Origin of the sequence: Paenibacillus alkaliterrae, assembly GCF_021532375.1 — a bacterium.
In the GTDB taxonomy this organism is placed as follows: domain Bacteria; phylum Bacillota; class Bacilli; order Paenibacillales; family Paenibacillaceae; genus Pristimantibacillus; species Pristimantibacillus alkaliterrae.
In genome coordinates this window covers 1-24,036 of sequence record NZ_JAKGAP010000044.1, presented here as the reverse complement: position 1 = coordinate 24,036, position 24,036 = coordinate 1, and the positions used below count along the sequence as shown (strand labels likewise).

Below are 24,036 nucleotides of genomic sequence, written 5' to 3'. Positions count from 1 at the left end.
AGTGGGGATAAAAAAGAATCAGTTTGTTATTGTAGGATTGGGAAGGTTCGGCTCGAGCGTGGGCCGGGAGCTCATAGAGCTCGGACATGAGGTGCTCGGCATCGATAAGGACGAGGAAGCCGTTCAAGATATGAGCAGCGAACTTACGTTTGCGGTATCTGCCGATTGTACGGATGAAGAAGCGCTTCGTTCGTTGGGCGTCCGCAACTTTGACTGCGGCATCGTCGCAATCGGCGACGATATTCAAGCCAGCATTTTAACGACGATCCTGCTTAAGGATCTGGGCGTTAAGAAGGTAGTAGCGAAGGCGATAAGCGAATTGCATGGCCGCGTGCTCGAGAAAATCGGCGTGGACCGAGTTGTGTATCCGGAGCGGGATATGGGCATTCGGGTTGCGCATCAGCTCGTATCGCCAAACCTGCTTGATTATATTGAATTATCGAAGGAATATACGATAGCGGAGCTGGCCGTGCCGCAATGCTTGAACGGAAAGTCGCTGCATGACCTTAATCCCCGTGCCCGATTTGGCTGCAGCATCGTTGCGATCAACAAGCCGGGCGGCATTATTATAGCTCCAACGGCGACGGATGTGCTTTCGGAACGCGATGTGATGGTCGTTATTGGGACTAATGATCAAATCGAAGATTTTGAAGCGGCAGTCATACGTTAGTGAACGCTTAGGACGGATTTCAAAGCGTAATATTGGAAATGATGAAGGACAGCAGCTGTTTTTAGAAGCTGCTGTCTTTTTGCATAGGAAATCGAGCCGCTAATTCGTTGATCCATAAACGCACGGAGGGACTTAAAGCAGCCGAGTCTGCATGAATAAGCGACGTTGTTCGTTTCGTATCCTCCAGCTCCCGGATCGGTACAACAAGGAGCTCATTATCCTCCAGCAGCTGATGGCGCATATAGGAATGCGGGAGAAGCGTCGCCGCTCTGCAAGTATTCAGCAAGCGCAGTATCGCTTCGAAGGAGTCGATCTCCATCCGGACGTCCGGCTGCAGATGATACTTATCGAACAGCTCGTCCGTCAGCAGCCTGTACCAGGTTCCTTTGGAAAATAAGATCATCGGCATCCCGGTCAAATCCTGGATGCCTAACGTTCCTTTGTCGGTGATAACCTGATTACGGGGCACAACAAGCGAAAGATGATCATCGAATAAAGGTATGCACCGCAGCGTTGAATCTTCTATGCTGGATGCGACGATGCCGATATCTGCTTTATGATCGCGGACTAATGATACGATCTCATGCGTTTTTCCGGTAATCGCTTTAATTTCGATTTCCGGACGGGCGGCGGTAAGCGTTTTTATAAGGTCAGGGAGCGTCGTTTGGAGCGTCGTTAAGCTGGCGCCTATCGTAAGCGCCGTGTAGCCCGCCGATGTAAACTCCGAGACCGATTGCAAGTATTTGCGATGGAGCTGGCGCAGCTCAATGGCGTATTCATAGGTTAGCTGGCCGATTCTCGTAATTTCGAGCCGTTTTCCGATCCGGCGGAATAAAGGAGCTCCTATTTCTTGCTCAAGCTTGGCTATTTTGCGCGATAGCGCGGGCTGAGACAGATTGAGCAGCGCGGAAGCTTTGTTCATGCTCGACTGCTCTACGATAACGGTGAACATTTGCATCTCTTCATTCATGGAAGGAGCTCCTTATGTTATTTTGTTATAAGAATTTATGAAAAATAAGCAATTCCATTATAAGCTGAAAAGGAGTAGGATGGGAAGTGTGGCTAATCTGTGTCGAGTTTTGTTGACGGGGGTACATGCTGGGGTTACAATGTAGAATGATTTGTTGAAAAAACGAAAGAGAGCACTCTCAGTATTGAAAGGAGAAGGAATGACATGAAAGGAAATTCGTATTTCTCGCGCAAGCTTCACTCGCTTCTCGGGATCATTCCGCTCGGCGGATTTATCGTCGTGCACGGATTGACTAACTACCAGGCGTTTGAGCGCGGACCCGAAGGCTTCGAGCAAGGCGTGCATCTTATTAACAGCTTGCCGCTTATACCTCTGCTCGAGATTTTCGGTATTTATCTCCCGTTATTGTTCCATGGCATTTACGGCTTATACGTCGCATACCAATCGAACTCTAATACGGGACGCTTTCAATACGGCCGGAACTGGGCGTTTACCGCACAGCGCGTAACAGGGGTAATGACCTTTGTATTCGTATTCTGGCATGTATATCAAACAAGGATGCAGATTTACCTCGGTAACATTACGCATGAGGAACTAGGGTCGACGATGAATCATATCGCAAGCAATCCGGTCTATTTCGTGCTTTACGTTATCGGTGTGCTTGCAGCAGTATTCCATTTCAGCAACGGCCTTTGGGCGTTTCTGATCAGTTGGGGAATTACGATCGGCCCTAAAGCACAACGCATTTCTTCTTATATTTGCATGGGTGTTTTTGTAATTCTTTCTGCGCTGTTCATTCTTTCGCTTATCGCTTTTAGCGGGGATGAATTTAAGGAAGCTGCGAGTGCTGCATTGGCATTTACGAATATCGGTTAGTTTGTAGACAAGGAGCGAAGCGTTATGGCTAAAAATAAAATTATTATCGTTGGCGGCGGTCTAGCCGGCTTGATGGCTACCATTAAAGCGGCAGAAGCAGGTGTGCACGTTGATCTGTTTTCTCTTGTGCCGGTCAAACGTTCCCATTCCGTATGCGCGCAGGGCGGTATTAATGGCGCAGTAAATACGAAAGGGGAAGGCGATTCCCCGTGGGAACATTTCGACGATACCGTATACGGCGGCGACTTTCTTGCGAATCAGCCGCCGGTCAAAGCAATGTGCGACGCTGCGCCGGGCATTATCCATTTGATGGACAGGATGGGCGTAATGTTCAGCCGTACGGCCGAGGGCTTGCTCGATTTCCGACGCTTCGGCGGCACGAAACATTCGCGTACGGCGTTCGCAGGCGCTACGACAGGTCAACAATTGCTTTATGCTTTGGATGAGCAAGTACGCCGCTGGGAAGCCGCCGGGCTAGTCAACAAATATGAGCACTGGGAATTCCTCGGCGCGGTCGTTGATGACGACGGCATTTGCCGCGGCGTATCGGCTCAGGATTTACGTTCGATGGAAGTACTCACGGTACGTGCGGATGCGGTTATTCTAGCATCAGGCGGTCCCGGCATCATCTTCGGCAAAACAACGAATTCCGTTATTAACACGGGTACGGCGGCAAGTGCGGTTTACCAGCAGGGCGTTAATTACGCCAACGGCGAGTTCATTCAAATTCACCCGACGGCGATTCCGGGCGACGACAAGCTCCGCTTGATGTCTGAATCAGCGCGCGGCGAGGGCGGCCGAATTTGGACCTATAAGGACGGCAAACCTTGGTACTTCCTGGAGGAAAAATATCCGGCGTACGGAAACCTTGTTCCCCGCGATATTGCGACTCGGGAAATTTTCAGCGTCTGCGTCGATCAGAAGCTCGGCATCAATCAAGAGAACATGGTTTACCTTGATCTGTCCCATAAGGATCCGAAGGAGCTTGACGTAAAGCTCGGCGGTATCATCGAAATTTATGAGAAGTTCATGGGTGACGATCCGCGTAAAATACCGATGAAAATCTTCCCTGCTGTTCACTACTCGATGGGCGGCATGTGGGTTGACTACAACCAAATGACGAACATTCCCGGTCTATTCGCAGCAGGCGAGTGCGAGTATCAATACCATGGCGCGAACCGTCTTGGCGCAAACTCCTTGCTTTCGGCTATTTACGGCGGCATGGTTGCCGGACCGAAAGCGGTCGAGTATATCAAGGGTCTCAAGAAATCGGCCGAAGACGTAGCCTCCTCCGTATTCGATCGCGAGACGAAGCGTCAAACCGATAAATACAACAGCATTCTCAAGATGAACGGAAATGAAAATGCGTATATCATTCACAAAGAGCTTGGCGAATGGATGACGAACAACATGACCGTTGTGCGCTTTAACGATAAGCTTGAAGCTACGATCCAGAAGATCAAAGAGCTGAAGCAGCGTTATTCGAATATCAACATTAACGATACAGCAAGCTGGAATAATGCCGGTGTCGCCTTCACTCGTCAATTGTGGAACATGCTTGAGCTATCCGAAGCGATGACTCTAGGCGCGCTAATGCGTAACGAAAGCCGCGGCGCACATTATAAGCCAGACTTCCCGGATCGTGATGATGACCAGTACATGAAGTCGACCATCGCGAAATGGACGAAGGAAGGTCCGCAAATATCGTACGAGGACATCGATGTGAGCTTGATCAAGCCTCGTAAGCGCGATTACTCCAGCGATAAGAAGAAAGGAGAATAACGGTGGCTCAAACAACTGTCGCAAACAAAACGGTTAAGTTTATCATTACGCGTCAAGATACTCCTGATTCGAAGCCATACACGGAAGAGTTCGAAATTCCTTATCGCGCAAATATGAACGTCATTAGCGGATTGATGGAAATTCAACGCAACCCGAAAAAAGTTGATGGCGCCAGTACGGCACCCGTATGCTGGGATTCGAACTGCTTGGAGGAAGTATGCGGAGCTTGCTCCATGGTCATTAATGGCAAACCCCGTCAAGCGTGCAGCGCGCTCGTCGATAAGCTGGAGCAGCCGATTCGACTTGAACCGATGCGCACGTTCCCGGTCGTTCGAGATCTTGTCATTAACCGCGAGCGTATGTTCGGCGCTTTGAAACGCGTGAAGGCATGGATTCCGATAGACGGAACTTATGATCTCGGACCTGGTCCGCGCATGGCCGAAACGAAGCGTCAATGGGCTTACGAGCTGTCCAAATGCATGACTTGCGGCGTTTGTCTGGAATCATGTCCGAATGTCAACGATCGCAACAGCTTCATCGGGCCGGCAGCGATTTCACAAGTCCGCTTGTTTAACGCTCACCCAACGGGAGAGATGAACCAAGAGGAGCGTCTGGATGCTCTTATGTCCGACGGCGGTATCGAAGGCTGCGGCAACTCGCAAAACTGCGTGCGCTCATGTCCGAAGGGTATTCCTCTTACGACATCGATTGCCGCGATCAATAAGGATACAACAAAGCACTTGTTCAAGAAATGGCTTGGCGTTTAGTAATAATATGACCTAACCGCCGGTTTGGAGCATAAGGGCTGCCTCGATAGTAGTGTAACTACTAAGGGGCAGTCCATTATTGATTTCATTCAATATTTTTTAATCAACAAAAAAAACCGCATCAGCGGTTTCTTGTCCTTACATCCATTGTTCTCCCCATTTTTGAATGGATTCAATAACGGGCTCAAGCTCTCGTCCTTTGCTCGTTAGCTCATATTCGATCCGTACGGGCATTTCAGGATATACTTGACGTTTTATGATCGTTATCGTTTCCAGCTCTTTCATCCGGTCCGTTAGCATTTTGTCGCTCATTTCGGGTATTTGTTCTTTAATCTCTTTGAACCGCTTTGGTCCCCCGAGCAATACCCGAATAATTCTGCCAGTCCATTTTTTACCTAATATGTCGGCTGCGGCTTCATACTTTGGGCACATTGTCGAATAATCCAACCGTATCACCCCGCTTTTTGTATTTCTATTGTAGCATATGAACAAACTAAAAGTAAGTTTATATCAATTTACAATCGTATAATAATTAAACCTAGAATGGTAAAAGCAAACGCTGTACATTGTACAAAGGATAGCTTTTCTTTATATACGGCAATCGCACCTGCTGCTACGACAAGACTGTTTGTTGCAAATATAGGGGCGGCCAAATTGGCCTGGCCGGCAGCAAGCGCCATCGCATAAAGCTGCAAGCCGCCATAAGAAAATAAACCGGCAATGATGCCCAGCCATAATCCGGTTCTTCTGGAGGAACGTGTAACGGCGCCTCCGTCAGGCATAAAAAACCAGCCCATAGACAAAGCGTAAGCAATGAACAGGATTGGAGCGCTGGGAAGTCCAAGCTCGTCCGTAACCTTAAGGCCGCCATTTCGAAGCGCGAATAGAACGATCGCAGCTCCGACAAGTACAAACCAACGCCTTTCCGTGATCGTAAGCGGTTCCTTCCGCTTGTGGGCAATGAATAGGACGGCAAGCAGCAGAAATGTAATGCCGACCGCTTCTGAAGCGCTCAAGGGTTCTTTATACCACCAGGTACCCAATGCGATGACCAATATGATATTCATATTCGTCAGAGGGGAAGTGAGGCTTGCCGGGCCGAAATTCAATGCTTTCATAAAGAGCGAATTTCCCCAGGCGGAGCCTGCGCCAATAACGAAACCGGCCATCCATACACGCGGGTCGGCAAGCTTCGGAAGCGTTCCTTCCAGCAGCGCATGTATGCCGAAGCCAAGCGTTCCGGAGGCATATAAGCCGAGCAGCAGCACACGGGTCGAGCCGCCGCGCATTTGCGATACTTTCATCCACCAACCGGCTAGTCCGAATAAAAACGCGCTGCTGATGGCCGTAATGAGCCACATTTCTGTCCACTCCTCAAAATTGTTACACAAATGAAATCATTCTGTTATCGTCTGATTACATTAGAGGGCTATTATAATAAACAAGACCCCCTTTTTAATATATCCTTTAGGACCTGCAGCGTGCAGGTCCACTTTTTTTGTCTAAAAAGGTCTTTTTATAACGGTACGATCACTTGCTGACGCTTGCGGTAAAACACCCACTGCGAAAATCCGATTTCCTTCAACCTCTTCCGAACAAGCTCCCATTCATCTCCAACCCTGCTTGGCACATGGGCATCGGAACCGAAGGTTACGTTAACGCCAAAGTGCAGCGCGCGCTCCAATATATCATCCGATGGATACCAACCGCCTACATCCTTCGTGCTGCCGGATGTATTGATTTCGATGGAAACGCCGCTTTCGGCAATGACCCGCAGCGTTTCATCGACATGTTCATGAGCCGGTATGCCGGAAAATGCAGGATAGTAGCCCTTCATGGCATCGATATGTCCAAGGATATCGAACATGCCGCTTCTTGCCGATTGCTGAATAAGATCGTAATAGCTTTTTTTCACAACGACATGCTGCTTCTCGTTTAAGCCCTTCCAGCGATTGCGGTTGAAAATGCTTACCCCGCTAACCTGATGCACGGAACCGATCAAATAATCGAAGGGGACTCCTTCATAAGCTTTCCGGTAGCTGTCTGCGTATTCAGGGAAAAAGTCGGATTCCATTCCGAGCAAAACCTCGATTTTCCCCTCGTATTTGGCCTTAAGCCGCAGCACCTCCTCCACATAGCCGGCGAAGTCGCTTCGAGCCATGGCAATGCCGGGTGAAGGCTGGTCTTCCTTGTGATAAAAGTAAGGGGAATGGTCGGAGATACCGATGACCTGAAGGCCGGTGTCAATGCCCGCAATAATGTAATCTTCGATCGTACCGTTAGCGTGTCCGCATCTTACATGATGGGTATGTAAGTCAAATTTCATCGGAAACTCTCCTTCTGCAAGCTTCTATTCGCTGCTTATAAACTGATGCTCGGGCATGCCTTTTAAGTCGCTTAGAAATTGCTGCATCGCCGTATTGATATAGCGGCCGGATTTGTAAACGACGCCTACGGGATGGGCCGTTTCCAATTCGTTGACCTTAATCATCTTTAAGGTGCCCAATTTAAGCTCATTCGAAATCGAAAGCTTAGATACGACGGCCGCTCCCAGATCGATCTCAACCATACGCTTTACTTCTTCGCTGCTTGACAGCTCCATGACAACATTCGGCTGGATATTGTATTTTCGGAATAGCTGATCGACAAATCTCCGGCCCAGCGTATCAGGAGCCAGCATAATCATCGGGATGTCCTTTAGTGTATCCACAGTCGTATGAGTCCATTTACTCATAGGATGAGATGGCGATACGACAAGCTCGAAGGTATCGTAATAAAGGACGGAGGATGTCACGTTAGCATTTTTTTCGGTTAAATATGTAATGCCGATGTCGACTGAGCCGTTCTCGACGCTAGTCATAACCTGGGATGAGGGCATGGTGTGTATCGTTGTTTTGATCAAAGGAAACAGGTTTTGAACGTATGACAGCACTCTTGGCAAAATCTGGATGGCGATCGAGGACGTTGTCCCGAGCAAAATATGCCCCTGAGGCGTCAAGTTCAAATCGGATAGCTTCTGCTTTAATTCTTCTATGATCGAGAGGATTTGTTCCGCATGTTCTAAAAAAACTTGTCCGTGATCGGTTAAGGTGACTGGTTGATTACGATCGATAAGGACCGTCTTGAACTCATCCTCCAGACTTTTGATTTGCGCCGATACGGCAGGCTGAGTCAGGTTGAGCAATTCACCGGCTTTTCGGAAGCTCATCGTTTTGGAAATCGTAAGGAGTGTTTCAAGCTGGCTGATGTTCACGTCAATCCCCCTTTCAAAATGACAGGTTACGCTAAATGATAATGATCTTATCTATTATAAAGGATATAGGTGCCCACAGCAAAATAAGGCAGCAAAAGCCAGGCCCCGATTGCCCTTGCGATTGCTGCCTGCCCGATAAAGGACGAGGTATGCGATTATAGCCATTCCTTCTTGCGGAATATGAAGAACATGCTAATGCCGAGCAGCAGCATAAATCCGAGCAGAACATAAGAGCCCATTCGGAAATGGAGACCCGGTATAAAATCAAAGTTCATCCCGTAAATGCCTGTAATAAAGGTGAGCGGCATGAAAATGGTCGTAATCGCGGTAAATACGCGCATAATTTCATTGGCACGGTTGGATACGCTGGACTGATAGGCTTCACGCAAGTTGCCCATGAGGTCCCGGTACGTATCGAAGGATTCGGCGATTTTCAACGCATTTTCGTAAATATCGCTAAAATATTTTTGCAACTGATCGTCAATGAGCTTTAAATCTTTTTTATTAAGGGTGGCTATGACGTCGCGCTGCGGTCCGAGCACCTTCCTTAACCACAATATTTCACCGCGCAATCCGATTATTTCGTTCAAATGCGATTTTTTGGTATGCATCAAAATATCCTCTTCGAGCGATTCAATCCGGTTGTCGATCCGATCTCCCACGAGGAAGTAGTTATCGACGACAATGTCAACAAGGTGATACAAGAAGTAATCGGGCCGGCTGACCTCCTGCTCCCATAGGAGCGGCTTAAGAGAGCGCAGCTCATTAATTTTCTGCTTCGTAACCGTTATAATATAGTGGCGGCCCAGAAAAATATTCAACGCGCGCAAAAATATTTCTTCATCATCAAATCGGATGCTGTTAATCACTATGAAATAATGGCTTTCGTATATTTCGATCTTCGGACGCTGCTCCTCTTCGCTGAGGCAGTCCTCTACGGCCAGATCATGCATGCTGAATAAGGGCTGGAGGATAGCTAAGTCCTCCACGTCGGCGTCGATCCAATAAAATCCTGCCGGAGCAGGGACGAGCGTTTGCGCAATATCTTCAACAGGGGTAAAAATGCCATTGTTAACAAGACGGATTTTCATCCGCAGCCACTCCTTTCTTTCATCAGAGGGAACTGCCGTTTGCACCTCTTTATTTATGGAATAGGCGGAATAATTATTGTCTAGTATACTCCCGCATCAGCTTTACATTCAAGCCTGAAAACAACGTTTAATGCCCATGTCTTCAGCATATGCAAAGTAGCTTCTTGACGCGAATAACAGAATGCATTAAAGTAAAAAATAATAATAACCGCGAAAAATTGAATAGACTACTTTCTTATCAAGAGCAGGCGGAGGGACTAGCCCGATGAAGCCCGGCAACCGGCGTATTAAGCACGGTGCTAATTCTTGCGGAAACGATTATGTTTCTGAGAGATGAGAGAGGCGGATGGCTTCTTTACCGAGCATACGACCTTTTCTCACAGCAGAAAGGGTCTTTTTCTTGTTCAAGCGGTCAACCTGCCTAAAGAGGAGTGAAAACAATGCCCATTAAAGTACCAGACAACTTACCGGCAAAAGAAATTTTAAGCAACGAAAATATTTTCGTCATGGACGAGAGCATTGCTTACCATCAGGATATCAGGCCCCTCAGAATAGCCATTCTGAATTTAATGCCTACCAAGGAAACGACGGAGACGCAGCTGCTCCGGCTTATCGGGAACACCCCCCTTCAAGTGGAGGTGGTGCTGCTGCACCCTAGAACGCATACGTCCAAAAACACATCCGCGGAGCATTTGGAGTCCTTTTATAAAACGTTCGATGATATTTCGCATGAATATTATGACGGGCTCATCATTACGGGAGCGCCAGTGGAGCATTTGCCTTTCGAGGAAGTGAACTATTGGGAAGAGCTGAAGGAAATTATGGATTGGAGCGCAAGGCGCGTAACATCTACCTTCCATATTTGTTGGGCGGCGCAGGCGGGACTTTACCACCACTTCGATGTACCCAAATATAGTCTGGACAGCAAAATGTTCGGCGTATTTCCGCATACGATCGAGAAACGAAACGTTAACCTGCTGCGCGGCTTCGACGAGATGTTTTTTGTGCCGCAATCCCGCCATACGGAGGTGCGCCGCGAGGATATCGAGTCGAATGAAGAGTTGGAAATTTTATCTGATTCGGCAGATTCGGGTGTCTATATCGTCGCCTCCAGGGACGGCCGTCAAATATTCGTAACCGGTCATTCGGAATATGATCCGACATCGCTGAAGTTCGAGTATGACCGCGATAAGGCAAAAGGACTTCGAATAGACGTTCCCAGGAACTATTTCCCGGGAGATAATCCGGCCGCATTGCCATTGTCGACATGGCGCGCCCATGCAAATTTACTTTTTTCGAATTGGCTAAACTACTATGTATATCAGCAAACGCCGTTTGATCTAGGGGCAGACATATAACACTAATCGAGGGAGTGCTACAATCATATGAAAATCGAAAGTCATTTGGCGCAAATCGGCTCAATCAAGGAGCCGGTTACGGGAGCGGTGAGCTTTCCCGTTTATCAGGCAACCGCATTTCGCCATCCCAAGCTGGGACAGAGTACAGGTTTTGATTATGCCCGCACGAAAAGCCCGACACGCTCGGTGCTTGAAGAAGCGGCGGCGCAATTAGAGGGGGGAGATGCAGCATTCGCATGCAGCTCCGGCATGGCCGCCTTGCAAACGATATTCACTCTGTTCAGCCAAGGCGATCATTTAATTGTATCGCTTGATCTGTACGGCGGCACTTACCGGCTGCTTGAGCGGATCATGTCGAGATTCGGCGTAACCGCCTCTTATGTGGATACGAATGATATCGATGCGATGACATCGCTTTTGACTCCTAGCACGAAGGCGGTCCTAATCGAAACGCCGACTAATCCTTTAATGATGATAACAGACTTGGAGCGCGTGTCCGCATGGGCGAAATCCAAAGGGCTGCTGACCATCGTTGATAATACGCTGTTAACGCCGTTCTTCCAGCGTCCGATAGAGCTTGGCGCCGACATCATCATCCATAGCGCCACGAAATATTTGGGCGGCCACAACGATGTTTTGGCCGGACTAATTGTCACGAAGGGAAAAGAGCTGTCCGCGGAAATAGCTTTCCTGCACAATTCCATTGGAGCCGTACTGGGACCGCAGGATTGCTGGCTTCTGATGAGAGGGATGAAGACGCTGGCCTTGCGCATGGAGCGTCATCAGTATAACGCAACGGCGATCGCTAATTATTTGTATGAGCACGAGGCAGTCGAGGATGTCTATTATCCGGCGCTGCCGCATCATCCGGGGCATGACATTCAGAATAAGCAGTCGTCCGGCAATACCGGTATTTTCTCCTTCCGTTTGAAGGATGCGCGTTACGTGGAACCGATTCTTCGCCACATTAAGCTGATCGCGTTCGCGGAAAGCCTTGGCGGCGTGGAATCGTTAATGACTTACCCGGCGGTACAAACGCATGCGGACATTCCGCTTGAAATTCGCCAGGCGATCGGCGTGGACGATCGTTTACTTCGTTTCTCGGTCGGCATCGAGCATGCCGACGATTTAATCGCGGATCTGGAGCAAGCGTTAGCCGCTGCCAAGCGCGAGATCGGGGAGGGACAATAGAAGATGACCGAAGATAACCGTAAAGGGAAAGCGTCTGACCGGCGTTTTGCTACGAAGCTGCTGCATTTCGGAGCAGAAATTGACGAGACTACAGGCGCTTCAAGCGTGCCCATATTCCAAGCTTCAACGTTTCATCATCACGATATTTTCAGCCCGCCGGAGTACGATTACAGCCGCTCCGGCAACCCTACCCGGCAGGCGCTTGAGAATTATATTGCGCTGCTTGAAGGCGGCTCGCGCGGCTTTGCGTTCGCTTCGGGGATGGCTGCTATCTCGACCGCCTTCCTGCTGCTGTCCGCGGGGGAGCATGTTATTGTAACGGAGGATGTTTATGGCGGCACTTACCGTCTTCTGACCTCGATTCTGGATCGGCTCGGGATCGAATCTACGTTTGTCGATATGACTAATTTTGAAGCGGTAAAGGCTGCCTTGAAGCCGAATACGAAGGCAGTCTTCATGGAAACACCGTCGAATCCGACACTAAAGATTACGAACATCGCAGAAACAACGTCATGGGCAAAGGATCACGGTTTGTTAACGATGCTCGACAACACCTTTATGACGCCGTATCATCAACGTCCGATAGAGCATGGCGTCGATATTGTGCTGCACAGCGCAACGAAATTTTTGAGCGGCCACAGCGATGTTCTGGCGGGATTGGCGGTAACTGCGGACGAAAGCCTCGGAAAACGGTTGAAGCAGCTTCAAAACGGGCTTGGCTCAGTGCTTAGCGCACAGGAATCATGGCTCCTTATGCGGGGCATGAAGACGCTGCAGGCAAGGATGGAGCATAGCGAGCGGAGCGCTCGCAGACTGGCGGAATGGTTGTCGAACCACGAGGACGTGACGAACGTATTTTATCCCGGTTTAGACGGTCATTCTGGTCGTACGATCCATGAGAAGCAGTCGTTGGGCTACGGCGCAGTTGTATCCTTCGATGTAGGGAGCGGCGAGCGGGCAAAGTCATTGCTTAGCAAGGTCCGGCTGCCTTTGGTGGCGGTGAGCCTTGGCGCAGTGGAAAGTATTCTTTCATACCCGGCCATGATGTCGCATGCGGCGATGCCAAAGGAAGTCCGTCATGCGCGCGGCATCACGGATGGTTTGGTTCGGTATTCGGTAGGCCTGGAGGATATTGAGGATTTACTCGAGGATCTGGATCAGGCGCTTCGCGGGTGACTTGCAAAGGCGATTTATGTTAGGATGAAGTGGTAGACAGCTCTACTAGAACGGAACTAAGGAGGTCTTGCGGAATGGGTACGTTAGACCGTATTTTGGATAAAGCACTGCGGGGGGAACGGATCGGTCTTGAAGAGGGCATGGAATTGCTCGCTTCGGATCAAATCGAGAAGATGGGCCATGTCGCCAATCAGATTATGCTTAGGCATCATCCTGAGCCGATTACGACCTTCGTGGTAGGACGAAATGTCAATTATACGAATGTTTGCGATGTGTATTGCAGGTTTTGTGCATTTTATCGCGCTCCGGGCTCCAAGGAAGGTTATGTGCTGCCGGATGAGACGATCTTAAATAAAATTCAGGAAACGGTGAACGTAGGCGGTACCGAAATATTGATGCAAGGCGGCACGAATCCGGATTTGCCGTTCACGTACTATTTGGATCTGCTGCGCAAAATTAAACAGCAATTTCCAAGCATAACGATGCATTCCTTCTCGCCTGCCGAAATTCAGAAAATGAAGGTCGTATCCGACGGGCTTTCACTTGATGAGGTAATCAAGCAGCTGCATGAGGCGGGACTGGATTCGCTGCCTGGCGGCGGCGCGGAAATATTGGATGACCGCACGCGCCGCAAAATCAGCCGATTGAAGGGCTCTTGGACGGATTGGATGGATGTCATGAAATCCGCTCACCGTCACGGCATGAATACAACGGCGACAATGGTATACGGATTAGGAGAGACCGTAGAAGAACGCGCGCTTCATATGCAACGCATTCGCGATGCCCAAGATGAATGCATGGCGAACAAATATGACTCAACCGGCTTCTTGGCGTTTATTTCTTGGCCGTTTCAGCCTGATAATACGAATTTGAAGCTGGAGAAGGCGAAGCCGGAGGAATATTTGCGCATCGTCGCGGCCAGCCGCATTATGCTTGACAATATACCGAACTTCCAGTCATCGTGGGTGACGATGGGGCCGGAGATGGGTAAGCTGTCTCTTTCCTACGGCTGCAACGATTTCGGAAGCACGATGATCGAAGAGAACGTCGTATCTGCGGCGGGTACGACGCACAAAGTAAACATTGAACTTATTCTTCAGCTTATCCGCGAATGCGGCAAAATTCCTGCGCAGCGGGACACAAAATATAACATCTTAAAGGTGTACAATGATGCCGATAAGGCTGATCTCGATTTTGTGATGCAAAATTAAGTTTGTTCAAGCAACTGCAACACTTATCTATCAATAATCCATGGCTGGCCCCTTACATTCCAATCTCTTCATCGTATATCCCCGTTCGCGGCACCATATACTGATAAGGAAGGAAAGGGGTGAGCTTATGGAGCTGTTTACGATTTCTTTACCTGAAAACCTCCGGCATTCGGTGGATAAGCTAACAAAATGGTTGACGGAAGAAGCGAACGTCGATTTACATAAGGGCTCAATTACAGAACAACCGGCATTGGCTCAATTTCAAAACGTATCCGGGCTGGATATTCAATGCCAAGCCGTTTTACCTCATTTTCAGCTGAAAGATCATGGTCCTGTGCTCTATAAGGCAGCGTCAAAGGCAATTGCTAAATTTGTGGTAAGCGAGATGGAGGCGGGCCTGCTCTCTTCCATCATTCGCAGGAAATACCGAAATCATTCGGGGGCGGATTCACATGAGCTCGAACGATACTGCCATGACCTGCTTCATGGAAAAGAGTGGGACGGATTAGGTACGAAATATTTGGATGCAGACCGACTGAGACGTAAGGCAAAGGTAGCGGTTGAGGTCGAGGAGTATTTACAGAGCCATACGGAGCTCAATGTTGCAGGATTTACAAACTTTCGGTTAAAGCCTTACCGCAAAGAACTAGCGGAGGTCGTGGAGTACGCATTAGATGAATATGTGCTGGATAAACAATACCAGGAGTTTATTTCCCTGTTGAAATATTTTGTTTTTCTCCAAGATACGAAGATTCAAATGGTTCACTTGCTTCATAAAGGAGGGCACGACTTTATTCTCTATGATGAGGCCTTTCAGCCGCTTGACCCGAATCCGCCATCGGATCGGATAGTCGCAGAAATGCTTGAATCGGAAATGAATATTGAGGATATGGTCATTAGCTCGCTTATTTCAGTATCACCGAAGCATATTACGATTCATACGAGACAGGCCGACATGCAAGTGATACGCACGATCGAGACGATATTTGACCAGCGCGTCACGGTTTGCGAGCGCTGCGTTTCCTGCAGCAGCAGTCTGGATGAGCTTGTTCAGCCTTAAGTGAAATTGGTCAAAATGGTCATTTGCAGCCATAGTCTTGACCGAAGCTGCAACTGGAGCTATAATGATTGACATATACGATGTAATCGGCTATGACAAAGACATGTGTCTGCTTTGATGCTCGGCTCAGAGAGAGGAAACTTGGCTGTGATTTCCTTCCATAGCGTATGCAGATGTACCCCTTTGAAGCTGTACGGTTGAACCCGGGGCTTTCTTTTCACGAGATCGCAATGGCAGTAAGCTGTACCGGAATTCTCCGTTATCAGAGCATACAAGGACTGCAAAGAGCAAGCATTTGGCTGAACGGCGCAGTCGAAGCAGGGTGGAACCACGAGCTTACAAGCACTCGTCCCTTTAGGGATGCGTGCTTTTTTTGCGTTCTTTTATGCTTGCGGCGCAGGAATGGAATGGATTCGCGTATAGACAAACAGGAGGATGAATGAACATGGCTATTCAAGTCACTTTGCCAGACGGCGCAGTTAGGGAGTATGCGGCAGGCACAACAATTGAAGAAGTAGCGGGCTCGATCAGTACCGGTCTTCGAAAAAATGCGATTGCCGGTAAAATAAACGGGAAGGTAGTCGATGTTTATACGCCAATTGACGCTGATGCAGCGATCGAGATCGTTACGGTGGAATCGGCTGACGGTCTTGAGGTATATCGTCATAGTACGGCCCACTTATTGGCGCAAGCGATTAAACGTCTATACGGCAACACGAATGTAAAGCTTGGAATCGGTCCGGTAATTGAGGACGGCTTCTATTACGATATCGATATGGAGCAATCATTAACGCCTGAGGATCTCGTGAAGATCGAGAAAGAAATGGATAAGATTACGCAGCAAAATCTGGATATCCGACGCCGCGAGGTAAGCCGCGAGGAAGCGCTGGCAATCTTTAAGGAGCTGGATGACAACCTGAAGCTTGAGCTGATTCGCGATCTTCCTGAGGATTCCGTCATTACGATGTATGATCAGGGCGAGTTTTTTGACCTTTGCCGCGGTCCGCACTTACCATCCACAGGTCGGATCAAAGCTTTTAAGCTGCTGAGCGTTGCAGGAGCGTATTGGCGCGGCGATTCGAAGAACAAAATGCTTCAGCGCATTTACGGCACGGCATTTCCGAAGAAAGCCCAGCTTGACGAGCATTTGCATTTCTTGGAGGAAGCGAAGAAGCGGGATCACAGGAAGCTTGGCCGCGAGCTGAAAATGTTTACATTCTCGCGCGAGGTTGGTCAAGGCTTGCCGTTATGGCTGCCGAACGGCTCCAAGCTGCGCAGGACGATGGAACGCTACATCGTTGATCTTGAGGAAAGACTCGGTTATGAGCATGTCTATACGCCTGTGCTGGCAAATGTGGAGCTTTACAAAACATCCGGCCACTGGGAGCACTACAGCGAGGATATGTTTCCGAAAATGATTATGGACAACGAGGAGCTGGTTCTCCGTCCGATGAACTGTCCTCACCATATGATGGTATTCAAGAGCGATATGCGCAGCTATCGCGACCTGCCGGTACGGATTGCCGAGCTCGGCACGATGCATCGCTATGAAATGTCGGGCGCGCTCACTGGCTTGCACCGCGTTCGTGCAATGACGCTGAACGATGCTCATATCTTCTGCCGTCCCGACCAGATTAAGGATGAATTCGCGCGCGTTGTGAATTTGATCCGCAAAGTATACGAGGATTTCGGAATCAAGGATTATCGTTTCCGTCTGTCCTATCGCGATCCTCAGGATACCGAGAAGTATTTCCAAAACGACGAAATGTGGGAAATGTCACAGCGTATGCTGCGCGAGGTTGTTGAAGAACTTGAGCTTCCTTTCTTCGAAGCCGAAGGCGAAGCGGCTTTCTACGGGCCTAAGCTTGACGTTCAAATCAAAACGGCGCTCGGCAAGGAAGAGACTTTGTCTACTGCGCAGCTTGATTTCCTGCTTCCGGAGCGCTTCGAGCTTGAATATATCGGCGATGACGGCAAAAAGCATCGTCCGGTCGTTATCCACCGCGGCATCATAAGCACGATGGAGAGAATGACTGCATTTTTGCTTGAAAACTTTGCAGGTGCTTTGCCATTATGGTTATCGCCGGTACAGGCGAAAGTCATTCCCGTATCGACGGCATATGAGGCTTACGCGCGTAAAGTGGCTGACGAGCTTCAAGTGAGCGGCATCCGTGTAGAGAGCGACCTGCGCAATGAGAAGCTCGGCTACAAAATTCGCGAGGCACAGCTGGAGAAGGCGCCTTACATGCTTGTCGTAGGCGAGAATGAAATGAATGCAGAAGCCGTTTCGGTTCGGAAACGCGGCGAAGGCGATATTGGAGCGATGCCTGTAAAGGAGCTCATTGCTTTGCTGCTGAAACAAATCACAGAAAAAGAACAATAGAAATCGGCGCATAAAGCTTGTGCCATCGGGGCATTATTCTTCTGAGGAGGAAGTAGCCCAGATGGTAACAAGCTTTTTTGTAATGAAAAAAGGTATAACTGTTTTGCTGCTCCTAACGGTTATCGTCATCGCTTTAAATATAACGGATTGCTTAGCCACAGCCACAGCTGCAGCAGCTCCGAAGCAAGAAAAGACCGATACCGTCGAGGTGATCGCCACCGGCTACACAGCCGGCGTCGAATCGACGGGCAAGCGTCCCGGACATCCGCAATACGGAATTACGTTTTCGGGAGTAAAGGTGCGAAGGGATCAAGTATCGACGATAGCGGCCGATACAAAGCTGTTTCCGATCGGCACCTTGCTTTATATTCCCGGCTACGGCTATGGTGTCGTAGCTGACACTGGCTCAGCTATAAAAGGAAATCGCATCGATTTATATTTTGAAACCATAAAGCAGGTTTATGAGCAGTGGGGCAAACGGACGGTACACGTTGAGGTTTTACGCAAAGGAACGGGTAAGCTGTCACAAGCGTGGCTGAACAAAATAAACCAGGCAATCGAAGCCGGAAAACCGATCCCTCAGACGTACCTGGAATCGTAAACGGTCGTATAATTAGCCATTACAAAGCCATACTATCAATGAACGGGGAGGTGAATCTAATGGCTAAAAACAAAAACAACAAAGCCGCTCAAAACAATCAAAACAACCAAAATAATCAGTTCAACGCTGAATTCGCTGAAGAGTTCAACCAGAACAATGCCGCAGGCAAACAAGCTGCAAATACGGCTCAGCAAAACGCTCAAAAGTAAAAACCATTTTATCTGCATGAATAGCATTGACGCAAAGAGGGACCTATTGGTTCCTCTTTTTTAATTTTCGAAAGCTTCAACCGTTAAAAAACAGTTTTCAAACCAGTTTTAGATAGCTTATGTAAGCCCGGAAGTTTATTCGCTCCGCCACGGCTCCGGAAACGATCGATATGACTGCGATGCTGTCAAAACGGCCCATATGGTGTCAAGCCCCTAGAGACTGATTCGATTTCAATCGACCGTCCCTTTTGCGAATGGTTGACGTCCGTTATACTTGATTTATCAAACATCGAATGGAAGCATAAGGAGCTGGAGCGGCTTGAATGGAAATTTCGCAAATCGGTTGTTCACCGGATTAGTCATTATTTCGGTCGGTGTATTATTTTTGCTTCGGCAAACGGGTCATGTCACCTTTGATATAGGAGAGGTCATTTCCAGCTTTTGGCCAGTCATACTTCTTGTCGTCGGTATTCGCGGGCTGCTGTCAGGAAGGTCGCATGGATCCGGTTCAGGCTGGTGGGGTGCGATCGTGCTGCTCGCAGGCGTTTTATTCCTGGGACGAAATCTCGAATGGTTTTCATGGTCGATCGGCGACATCATTTCTTATATTTGGCCTGTTGCCGTTATTTTAGTCGGCATCAATCTCATTTGGCGTCCCAAATCACGCCGCAATCAACCTCCTGCGGATGATTGGAAATCCTACCGTCCGTTTCTGGATCAAGGATCGGTGCCTCCCGCGCCGCCATTGCATCCTGACCCGACCCAGACGCCGATTTATTTGAAAAAAGAGAAAAGCGAAGCGGAGAAGTATCATCACAAGGAGCATGTGGAATGGTGGAATCAAAGCGATTCCAATGTACAGACGCGATCGGGTTTTATCGGCGATATTCATATCGGGCACGATTATTGGGACTTGAAGCCGCTTAACGTATCCCATTTTATCGGCGATACTGTACTTGACTTGACGAAGGCACAGGTTGCGCCGGGAGAAACAAAGATATGCATTTCATCTTTTATTGGCGATGTGAAGGTGTACGTGCCTAATGATTTTGAGGTCGGGGTGCAGGTCGTATCCAGCGCTTTTATCGGCGACGTGAAGGTGCTCGGCCGCAAGGAAGGCGGCATGTTCAATAACATCAATATACAATCTCCTCTTTATGCCGAATCGGACAAAAAGATTAAGCTCATCGTCAGCACCTTTATCGGCGATGTCCGTGTTACGAAGGTAGGGTGAGTGGGCATGATGGTTCGATTATTAAGGAGCGGCAAATGGGAATTGATCGGGATGTTCGTTATCGCGTCGGTCGTATCGCTCGTGCTCGCAGGCACCGCTTGGATTGGTTTAATGCATGAAACCGGACAGACGGAAGTGCGCCTTTGGGCCGCCTCCGTCTTCCTGCTTGTAAGTGCGGGCTTCGGCTACTGGGCGGCGCAGCGAATCGGACGCCGGATCGATACGCTGCACCTTTCCTTGAAGCAAGCGTCCAATGGCAACTTTAGCGTGCGTATAACAGAAGGCGGCCATAATTCCTTTATTGAGGTTTATCGCGAATTCAATGAGCTCGCGGAGCAAATGGAAGAGAAGATGAAATGGCTGCAAATGAGGGGCGAGGAGTATGTCATGACGGAATCGGCCTCTAATGAAGCAGCTGTGCTGGAGGAGCGGAAGCGGCTGGCCAGGGATTTGCACGACACGGTGAGTCAGCAGTTGTTCGCGATCCATATGTGCGCCTCCTCGCTTCCTAAGCTTCAGCAGGTTGACAGCGAACGAGCCGATTCGGTGCTGGAGCAGCTTGTTCAAATGTCTAATTTGGCGCAGAAGCAGATGCGGAATTTCATTGCCCAATTACGGCCGATGGAGCTGGAGGGGCGGACGCTTTATGAAGCGCTGGATAAATGGTTTCCGGATTATTGCCGGCAGAACAATCTTCAAGGAGAGTTGGAATGGCGTCTGAAGGAGCGATTGTCCGAGGCGAAGGAGCATCAGCTCTTTCTGATTGCGCAGGAAGCGATGGCCAACATCGTAAAGCATGCAAGAGCCAGCGGCTGCACGCTGACGCTTTCCGAGAACGAACGGCAGATTGTCATGATTTTGCAGGATGACGGCGCCGGCTTTAAGGCAGATGAGGTGAAGCGCGGGTCCTACGGGCTATCGACCATGCAGGAGAGGGCGCAAAAGCTGGGCGGTGCGGCGGAAATTTGGAGCAAGCCGGGAGGCGGTACCAGAGTGAAGGTAACGATTCCAAAAATGTTGCGGGGAGAGCAGGAACAATGAGCGGAACGGATTTAATAAAAGTCATGATCGTGGATGATCACGATATGGTAAGAACGGGCTTGCGCACCTATTTGATGCTTGAGCCGAAATTTCTCGTTATGGCTGAAGCTGGCAATGGACAGGCGGCAATCGAGATGCTGGCAACGTTTGCCTCTGAGAAGCGCCCCGATATTATTTTGATGGATTTGATGATGCCCGGGATGAACGGAATTGATGCGACGAGAGCGATCATGGCTAAGTACCCGAATATGAAAATCGTTATGTTGACCAGCTTTCTGGAGGATGATAAGGTTTACGGAGCTATAGAAGCGGGGGCGGTCAGCTATGTACTCAAAACGGTTTCCGCGGAAGAGCTGATATACGCAATACGCGGCGCTTTTAAAGGCATGCCGGTCATGACGGCGGATGTCTCTCAAGCTCTAACGAGGGGCTTGCGTCAGCGTACAGCCCAATCTGGAGACGAAGGTTTGACGGAGCGGGAGAAGGAAGTGCTGCTGCTCATCGCCGACGGCCAATCCAATAAAGAAATTGCCGAGGAGCTCCATATAAGCGTAAAAACGGTCAAAACACATGTGAGCAATCTCTTAATGAAATGCGAGTTGGAGGATCGAACGCAGCTGGCGGTGCTGGCTCATCGCAAAGGCTGGGCGAATCGTACATAATCAAGAAACGGCCGGGTATACTACGTACTAGCAAATAACTTGATCGCAAGCATAAAGGAGTAACCGCCATGATACCTATTTCGTCCGTGCTAGAGTCACGGGAACAGCACTTTATTGATACGTTGCAGCTGCTGGAGACGCAGCATTTCACACTGGGCGGCAACTGGGATTATGATAAAGGCTTTTTTGACAGGCCTCTTGATGAAGCGCATAAGGTATGGCTGCGTATCCCCTTCGAGGTCACAAACGGCAATATCGATAACGAAGCAACGGATAACGAAGCGTTAATAAGGCTCGGGACACCGTATGTGCTTAAGCACGAATATCGGGAAGGGAATGATCCGGAAGCATCAGTTCGCGTAGCGGGGGCGTTATTCGATCAATTTCAATCGCCCTCCAATGCGGACGCCGAGGTTGAGCCTCATTGGATCGAGGAAGCCAAACAAGCGCTGAATGCGACGGAGCAGCTTTTTCCAAGCTGATTTCGCCAAATAAGTAGTTAAGAAATGTTCCCAAATTCGATTTGGGACGTTTTTTTATTTCTGTTTAAATTCCTTTTAAGTTTGTTTTAAGGTAGAATGTGCATGATAGAACTAAATTAACTTATACGCAATCGGAGATTATGCTTCGAATGCCTTATGGAATAAGTTTCAAGGAGGAGAACGTACATGGACGATCAAAACAACAAAAAGGGGTTCGACGATTTTTTCCGCAAATCCGGGGAAGGTCAAGACGCATCTGAACAGGAGAGCAACGACGCAAGCTCTCGGTATGAAGCTTCTCCTGAATCGCAAGAGCAATCCTCGAAGCCATCTTACTACTATTCTTACGGTCCGTTTAAACCTAACTCGCAGGATGAGACCGCGGGCATAGGCCGATCAAGCTCACAGGAGCAGCCTAAAATCATTCAGGATCAGCCATACGGAACGATAGCTCATGAAAATTCATCTGCCGCGTATCCTCGCGAGCCGGAGAGAGAGAACCGTTATCTGTCGGAAGAAGCGGCTCATCCTAGGCCGCAGCAATCCCAAGTCCGGTCTTTTATGCCATCGAAGCAGTCCGCGAAGGGCTCGTGGCAGGTCAGGGAGCCGCGCCGTACTTCCTTTAAAGCCATTTTCGCTTCGTTTCTTGCGGGTGTTGTCTTGGTTGGCGGGCTTATGTATACGGCAGATACGCGTAATTGGTTTACCAGAGCCGAACAAGTGACGACCTCTCAGACGGAATCATCGGGTACAGTGGGATCCACTTCTTCCGCTGCGGGCGGCAGCTCCTCCGCTGCCACGGTTGCGGCTAGACCGGATAATATTGCCCAATTATTCGAAACGGCAAGTCCGGCTGTCGTCAAAATCGAAACCTTCGTAAACGCGGCAAAACGCAGCAGCGGAAGCAGTTTGCTGGATGATCCGTTTTTCCGGCAATTTTTCGGCGATGATTATCCTGGCACTGCGCAGCCTGACCAAGGCCAGCAAAATCAAGAAGGGCAAATGCAGCAAACGGGCATCGGCACAGGATTTTTCTTCGAATCGACGGGCTATATTTTGACGAATCAGCATGTTGTCGGCGAATCCGATGAAATCAAGGTTATCGTTCAAGGGTATGAAAAACCGTTCACCGCTGAATTGCTGGGCTCCAGCTTTGAATTGGATTTGGCTGTACTTAAAGTAACGGGCGACAAGGCGTTCCCGACGCTTCCGCTAGGCAACTCGGATAGCATTGACATAGGTGACTGGGTCATCGCTATCGGGAATCCGTACGGCTTCGACCATACCGTAACGGTTGGGGTACTGAGCGCAAAGGAACGCCCGATCGACATTCAAGATACGCAGGGCGAGCGTAATTACAAGCACCTGCTTCAAACGGATGCCTCCATTAACCCTGGCAACTCCGGCGGTCCACTGCTTAACGTGAACGGAGAGGTAATCGGCATCAACACGGCCGTAAGCTCGCAGGCGCAGGGCATCGGTTTCGCGATTCCGACGAGCACGATCCAAGAAGTGCTGGATAATCTGAAAAATAACAAAGCCATTCCGAAGCCTGCGGCTCCGTTTATCGGTGCAGAGCTTCAGGATGTAACGGAGGACATTGCGAAGCAGCTAGGCATGGAGAAGGTTGAAGGCTCCATCGTTCGCAATGTATACTATAATTCACCAGCCTATTTGGCCGAGCTTCAGCAGTTTGATGTTATCGTAGGCATTGACGGCAATAAGTATAGTAATACGCAGGCTTTAATTGACGCAATTCAAGCGAAAAAAGTCGGCGACAAGGTACAACTGAACGTCGTTCGTAAAGGAACGGCAATGGACCTGGAAGTCGAAATCGGCGATAAAAATACGTTTGGCGCTGAATAATTGATAGAGCGGCGGATTGATCGTTAGAAACAAGCGCAGAGTGTCAGCAGGCTCTGCGTTTTTTGTGTGCGCCACGCATGGCGATTAACTAGGTGGTGAAAGTCCACTGTGGGGGCTTGTAGTTGCCAACCACTAGCCAAGAGCAAGGGTGTC

At 49.2% G+C, this 24,036-nt stretch carries 23 protein-coding genes and 1 riboswitch; of the genes, 17 read left to right on the top strand and 6 right to left on the bottom strand.

The features are described from left to right. Positions 1-7 precede the first annotated feature (7 nt). Complete coding sequence (locus tag L1N85_RS18010; protein ID WP_235240480.1) at positions 8-670, top strand: potassium channel family protein; 663 nt, start codon at positions 8-10, stop codon at positions 668-670. Positions 671-731: 61 nt separating this feature from the next. On the opposite strand, the gene L1N85_RS18005 is transcribed toward L1N85_RS18010, so the two are convergent. Further along, positions 732-1,640, bottom strand: a complete 909-nt coding sequence (locus tag L1N85_RS18005) for a LysR family transcriptional regulator (protein WP_235240442.1) — start codon at positions 1,638-1,640, stop codon at positions 732-734. 204 nt (positions 1,641-1,844) lie between these two features. On the opposite strand from L1N85_RS18005, the gene L1N85_RS18000 reads away from it, so the two are divergent. From L1N85_RS18000 to sdhB, 3 genes are read left to right on the top strand one after another with little or no spacing between them, the layout of a single operon-like run. After that, the gene (locus tag L1N85_RS18000; protein WP_235240441.1) at positions 1,845-2,516 is read left to right on the top strand and encodes a succinate dehydrogenase cytochrome b558 subunit; all 672 of its coding nucleotides are present in this window, start codon (positions 1,845-1,847) and stop codon (positions 2,514-2,516) included. 24 nt (positions 2,517-2,540) lie between these two features. After that, positions 2,541-4,298 carry a succinate dehydrogenase flavoprotein subunit gene (gene sdhA, locus L1N85_RS17995; protein ID WP_235240440.1) on the top strand — a complete coding sequence of 586 codons (1,758 nt, stop codon included), beginning with the start codon at positions 2,541-2,543 and terminating at the stop codon, positions 4,296-4,298. A gap of 2 nt (positions 4,299-4,300) precedes the next feature. Continuing rightward, positions 4,301-5,065 (top strand): succinate dehydrogenase iron-sulfur subunit, encoded by a 765-nt coding sequence (gene sdhB, locus L1N85_RS17990; RefSeq protein ID WP_235240439.1) that lies wholly within the window; start codon positions 4,301-4,303, stop codon positions 5,063-5,065. Positions 5,066-5,203: 138 nt separating this feature from the next. On the opposite strand, the gene L1N85_RS17985 is transcribed toward sdhB, so the two are convergent. The 5 genes from L1N85_RS17985 to corA all read right to left on the bottom strand — a co-directional run bounded on the left by L1N85_RS17985 (position 5,204) and on the right by corA (position 9,409). Further along, a complete protein-coding gene (locus L1N85_RS17985) occupies positions 5,204-5,512 on the bottom strand; it encodes a winged helix-turn-helix transcriptional regulator (protein WP_328285241.1) in 309 nt (102 codons plus the stop codon). Positions 5,513-5,580: 68 nt separating this feature from the next. After that, positions 5,581-6,426: a DMT family transporter gene (locus L1N85_RS17980; protein WP_235240438.1), complete on the bottom strand. Its 846-nt coding sequence runs from the start codon at positions 6,424-6,426 to the stop codon at positions 5,581-5,583. A gap of 155 nt (positions 6,427-6,581) precedes the next feature. Continuing rightward, on the bottom strand, positions 6,582-7,391 hold the full coding sequence (locus L1N85_RS17975) for a histidinol-phosphatase (protein ID WP_235240437.1): 810 nt from the start codon (positions 7,389-7,391) through the stop codon (positions 6,582-6,584). Positions 7,392-7,415: 24 nt separating this feature from the next. Then, positions 7,416-8,318, bottom strand: coding sequence for a LysR substrate-binding domain-containing protein (locus L1N85_RS17970; RefSeq protein WP_235240436.1), 903 nt, complete (start codon positions 8,316-8,318; stop codon positions 7,416-7,418). A gap of 155 nt (positions 8,319-8,473) precedes the next feature. Further along, positions 8,474-9,409: a magnesium/cobalt transporter CorA gene (gene corA / locus L1N85_RS17965; RefSeq protein WP_235240435.1), complete on the bottom strand. Its 936-nt coding sequence runs from the start codon at positions 9,407-9,409 to the stop codon at positions 8,474-8,476. A gap of 232 nt (positions 9,410-9,641) precedes the next feature. Then, positions 9,642-9,749: riboswitch (SAM riboswitch) on the top strand. Between the two features lie 100 nt (positions 9,750-9,849). Between corA and metA the strand changes: the two genes are divergently transcribed. The 13 genes from metA to L1N85_RS17900 all read left to right on the top strand — a co-directional run bounded on the left by metA (position 9,850) and on the right by L1N85_RS17900 (position 23,883). After that, the gene (metA, locus tag L1N85_RS17960) at positions 9,850-10,767 is read left to right on the top strand and encodes a homoserine O-acetyltransferase MetA (protein ID WP_235240434.1); all 918 of its coding nucleotides are present in this window, start codon (positions 9,850-9,852) and stop codon (positions 10,765-10,767) included. Positions 10,768-10,794: 27 nt separating this feature from the next. Further along, entirely contained in the window at positions 10,795-11,958 is a 1,164-nt protein-coding gene (locus L1N85_RS17955; RefSeq protein WP_235240433.1) for an aminotransferase class I/II-fold pyridoxal phosphate-dependent enzyme, read from the top strand. A 3-nt stretch (positions 11,959-11,961) separates the two neighbouring features. Then, a complete protein-coding gene (locus L1N85_RS17950; protein WP_235240432.1) occupies positions 11,962-13,134 on the top strand; it encodes an aminotransferase class I/II-fold pyridoxal phosphate-dependent enzyme in 1,173 nt (390 codons plus the stop codon). A 74-nt stretch (positions 13,135-13,208) separates the two neighbouring features. Further along, complete coding sequence (gene mqnC / locus L1N85_RS17945) at positions 13,209-14,345, top strand: cyclic dehypoxanthinyl futalosine synthase (protein WP_235240431.1); 1,137 nt, start codon at positions 13,209-13,211, stop codon at positions 14,343-14,345. Positions 14,346-14,472: 127 nt separating this feature from the next. Continuing rightward, entirely contained in the window at positions 14,473-15,405 is a 933-nt protein-coding gene (locus tag L1N85_RS17940; RefSeq protein ID WP_235240430.1) for a putative sporulation protein YtxC, read from the top strand. Between the two features lie 445 nt (positions 15,406-15,850). Continuing rightward, complete coding sequence (gene thrS, locus L1N85_RS17935) at positions 15,851-17,788, top strand: threonine--tRNA ligase (RefSeq protein WP_235240429.1); 1,938 nt, start codon at positions 15,851-15,853, stop codon at positions 17,786-17,788. A 61-nt stretch (positions 17,789-17,849) separates the two neighbouring features. Continuing rightward, positions 17,850-18,389, top strand: coding sequence for a 3D domain-containing protein (locus tag L1N85_RS17930; protein ID WP_328285240.1), 540 nt, complete (start codon positions 17,850-17,852; stop codon positions 18,387-18,389). A gap of 59 nt (positions 18,390-18,448) precedes the next feature. Beyond that, on the top strand, positions 18,449-18,598 hold the full coding sequence (locus L1N85_RS17925; RefSeq protein ID WP_235240428.1) for a hypothetical protein: 150 nt from the start codon (positions 18,449-18,451) through the stop codon (positions 18,596-18,598). A gap of 319 nt (positions 18,599-18,917) precedes the next feature. Continuing rightward, complete coding sequence (gene liaF, locus L1N85_RS17920; RefSeq protein ID WP_235240427.1) at positions 18,918-19,832, top strand: cell wall-active antibiotics response protein LiaF; 915 nt, start codon at positions 18,918-18,920, stop codon at positions 19,830-19,832. Positions 19,833-19,838: 6 nt separating this feature from the next. Continuing rightward, positions 19,839-20,873: a sensor histidine kinase gene (locus L1N85_RS17915; RefSeq protein ID WP_235240426.1), complete on the top strand. Its 1,035-nt coding sequence runs from the start codon at positions 19,839-19,841 to the stop codon at positions 20,871-20,873. Then, positions 20,870-21,535: a response regulator gene (locus tag L1N85_RS17910; protein ID WP_235240425.1), complete on the top strand. Its 666-nt coding sequence runs from the start codon at positions 20,870-20,872 to the stop codon at positions 21,533-21,535. Before L1N85_RS17915 ends, L1N85_RS17910 begins: the two co-directional genes overlap by 4 nt. Positions 21,536-21,603: 68 nt before the next feature. Next, complete coding sequence (locus tag L1N85_RS17905) at positions 21,604-22,017, top strand: YugN family protein (RefSeq protein WP_235240424.1); 414 nt, start codon at positions 21,604-21,606, stop codon at positions 22,015-22,017. Between the two features lie 186 nt (positions 22,018-22,203). Then, the gene (locus L1N85_RS17900; protein ID WP_235240423.1) at positions 22,204-23,883 is read left to right on the top strand and encodes a S1C family serine protease; all 1,680 of its coding nucleotides are present in this window, start codon (positions 22,204-22,206) and stop codon (positions 23,881-23,883) included. Positions 23,884-24,036: the final 153 nt, after the last annotated feature.

Coding starts and splice junctions, on each gene's coding strand:
- L1N85_RS17905 (WP_235240424.1), top strand. CDS start 21,604: ATGATACCTATTTCGTCCGTGCTAGAGTCACGGGAACAGCACTTTATT.
- L1N85_RS18000 (WP_235240441.1), top strand. CDS start 1,845: ATGAAAGGAAATTCGTATTTCTCGCGCAAGCTTCACTCGCTTCTCGGG.
- L1N85_RS18005 (WP_235240442.1), bottom strand. CDS start 1,640: ATGAATGAAGAGATGCAAATGTTCACCGTTATCGTAGAGCAGTCGAGC.
- mqnC (WP_235240431.1), top strand. CDS start 13,209: ATGGGTACGTTAGACCGTATTTTGGATAAAGCACTGCGGGGGGAACGG.
- metA (WP_235240434.1), top strand. CDS start 9,850: ATGCCCATTAAAGTACCAGACAACTTACCGGCAAAAGAAATTTTAAGC.
- L1N85_RS17950 (WP_235240432.1), top strand. CDS start 11,962: ATGACCGAAGATAACCGTAAAGGGAAAGCGTCTGACCGGCGTTTTGCT.
- L1N85_RS17915 (WP_235240426.1), top strand. CDS start 19,839: ATGATGGTTCGATTATTAAGGAGCGGCAAATGGGAATTGATCGGGATG.
- thrS (WP_235240429.1), top strand. CDS start 15,851: ATGGCTATTCAAGTCACTTTGCCAGACGGCGCAGTTAGGGAGTATGCG.
- L1N85_RS17975 (WP_235240437.1), bottom strand. CDS start 7,391: ATGAAATTTGACTTACATACCCATCATGTAAGATGCGGACACGCTAAC.
- corA (WP_235240435.1), bottom strand. CDS start 9,409: ATGAAAATCCGTCTTGTTAACAATGGCATTTTTACCCCTGTTGAAGAT.
- L1N85_RS17955 (WP_235240433.1), top strand. CDS start 10,795: ATGAAAATCGAAAGTCATTTGGCGCAAATCGGCTCAATCAAGGAGCCG.
- L1N85_RS17910 (WP_235240425.1), top strand. CDS start 20,870: ATGAGCGGAACGGATTTAATAAAAGTCATGATCGTGGATGATCACGAT.
- L1N85_RS17900 (WP_235240423.1), top strand. CDS start 22,204: ATGGACGATCAAAACAACAAAAAGGGGTTCGACGATTTTTTCCGCAAA.
- L1N85_RS17940 (WP_235240430.1), top strand. CDS start 14,473: ATGGAGCTGTTTACGATTTCTTTACCTGAAAACCTCCGGCATTCGGTG.
- L1N85_RS17930 (WP_328285240.1), top strand. CDS start 17,850: ATGGTAACAAGCTTTTTTGTAATGAAAAAAGGTATAACTGTTTTGCTG.
- sdhA (WP_235240440.1), top strand. CDS start 2,541: ATGGCTAAAAATAAAATTATTATCGTTGGCGGCGGTCTAGCCGGCTTG.
- L1N85_RS17980 (WP_235240438.1), bottom strand. CDS start 6,426: ATGTGGCTCATTACGGCCATCAGCAGCGCGTTTTTATTCGGACTAGCC.
- L1N85_RS17925 (WP_235240428.1), top strand. CDS start 18,449: ATGGCTAAAAACAAAAACAACAAAGCCGCTCAAAACAATCAAAACAAC.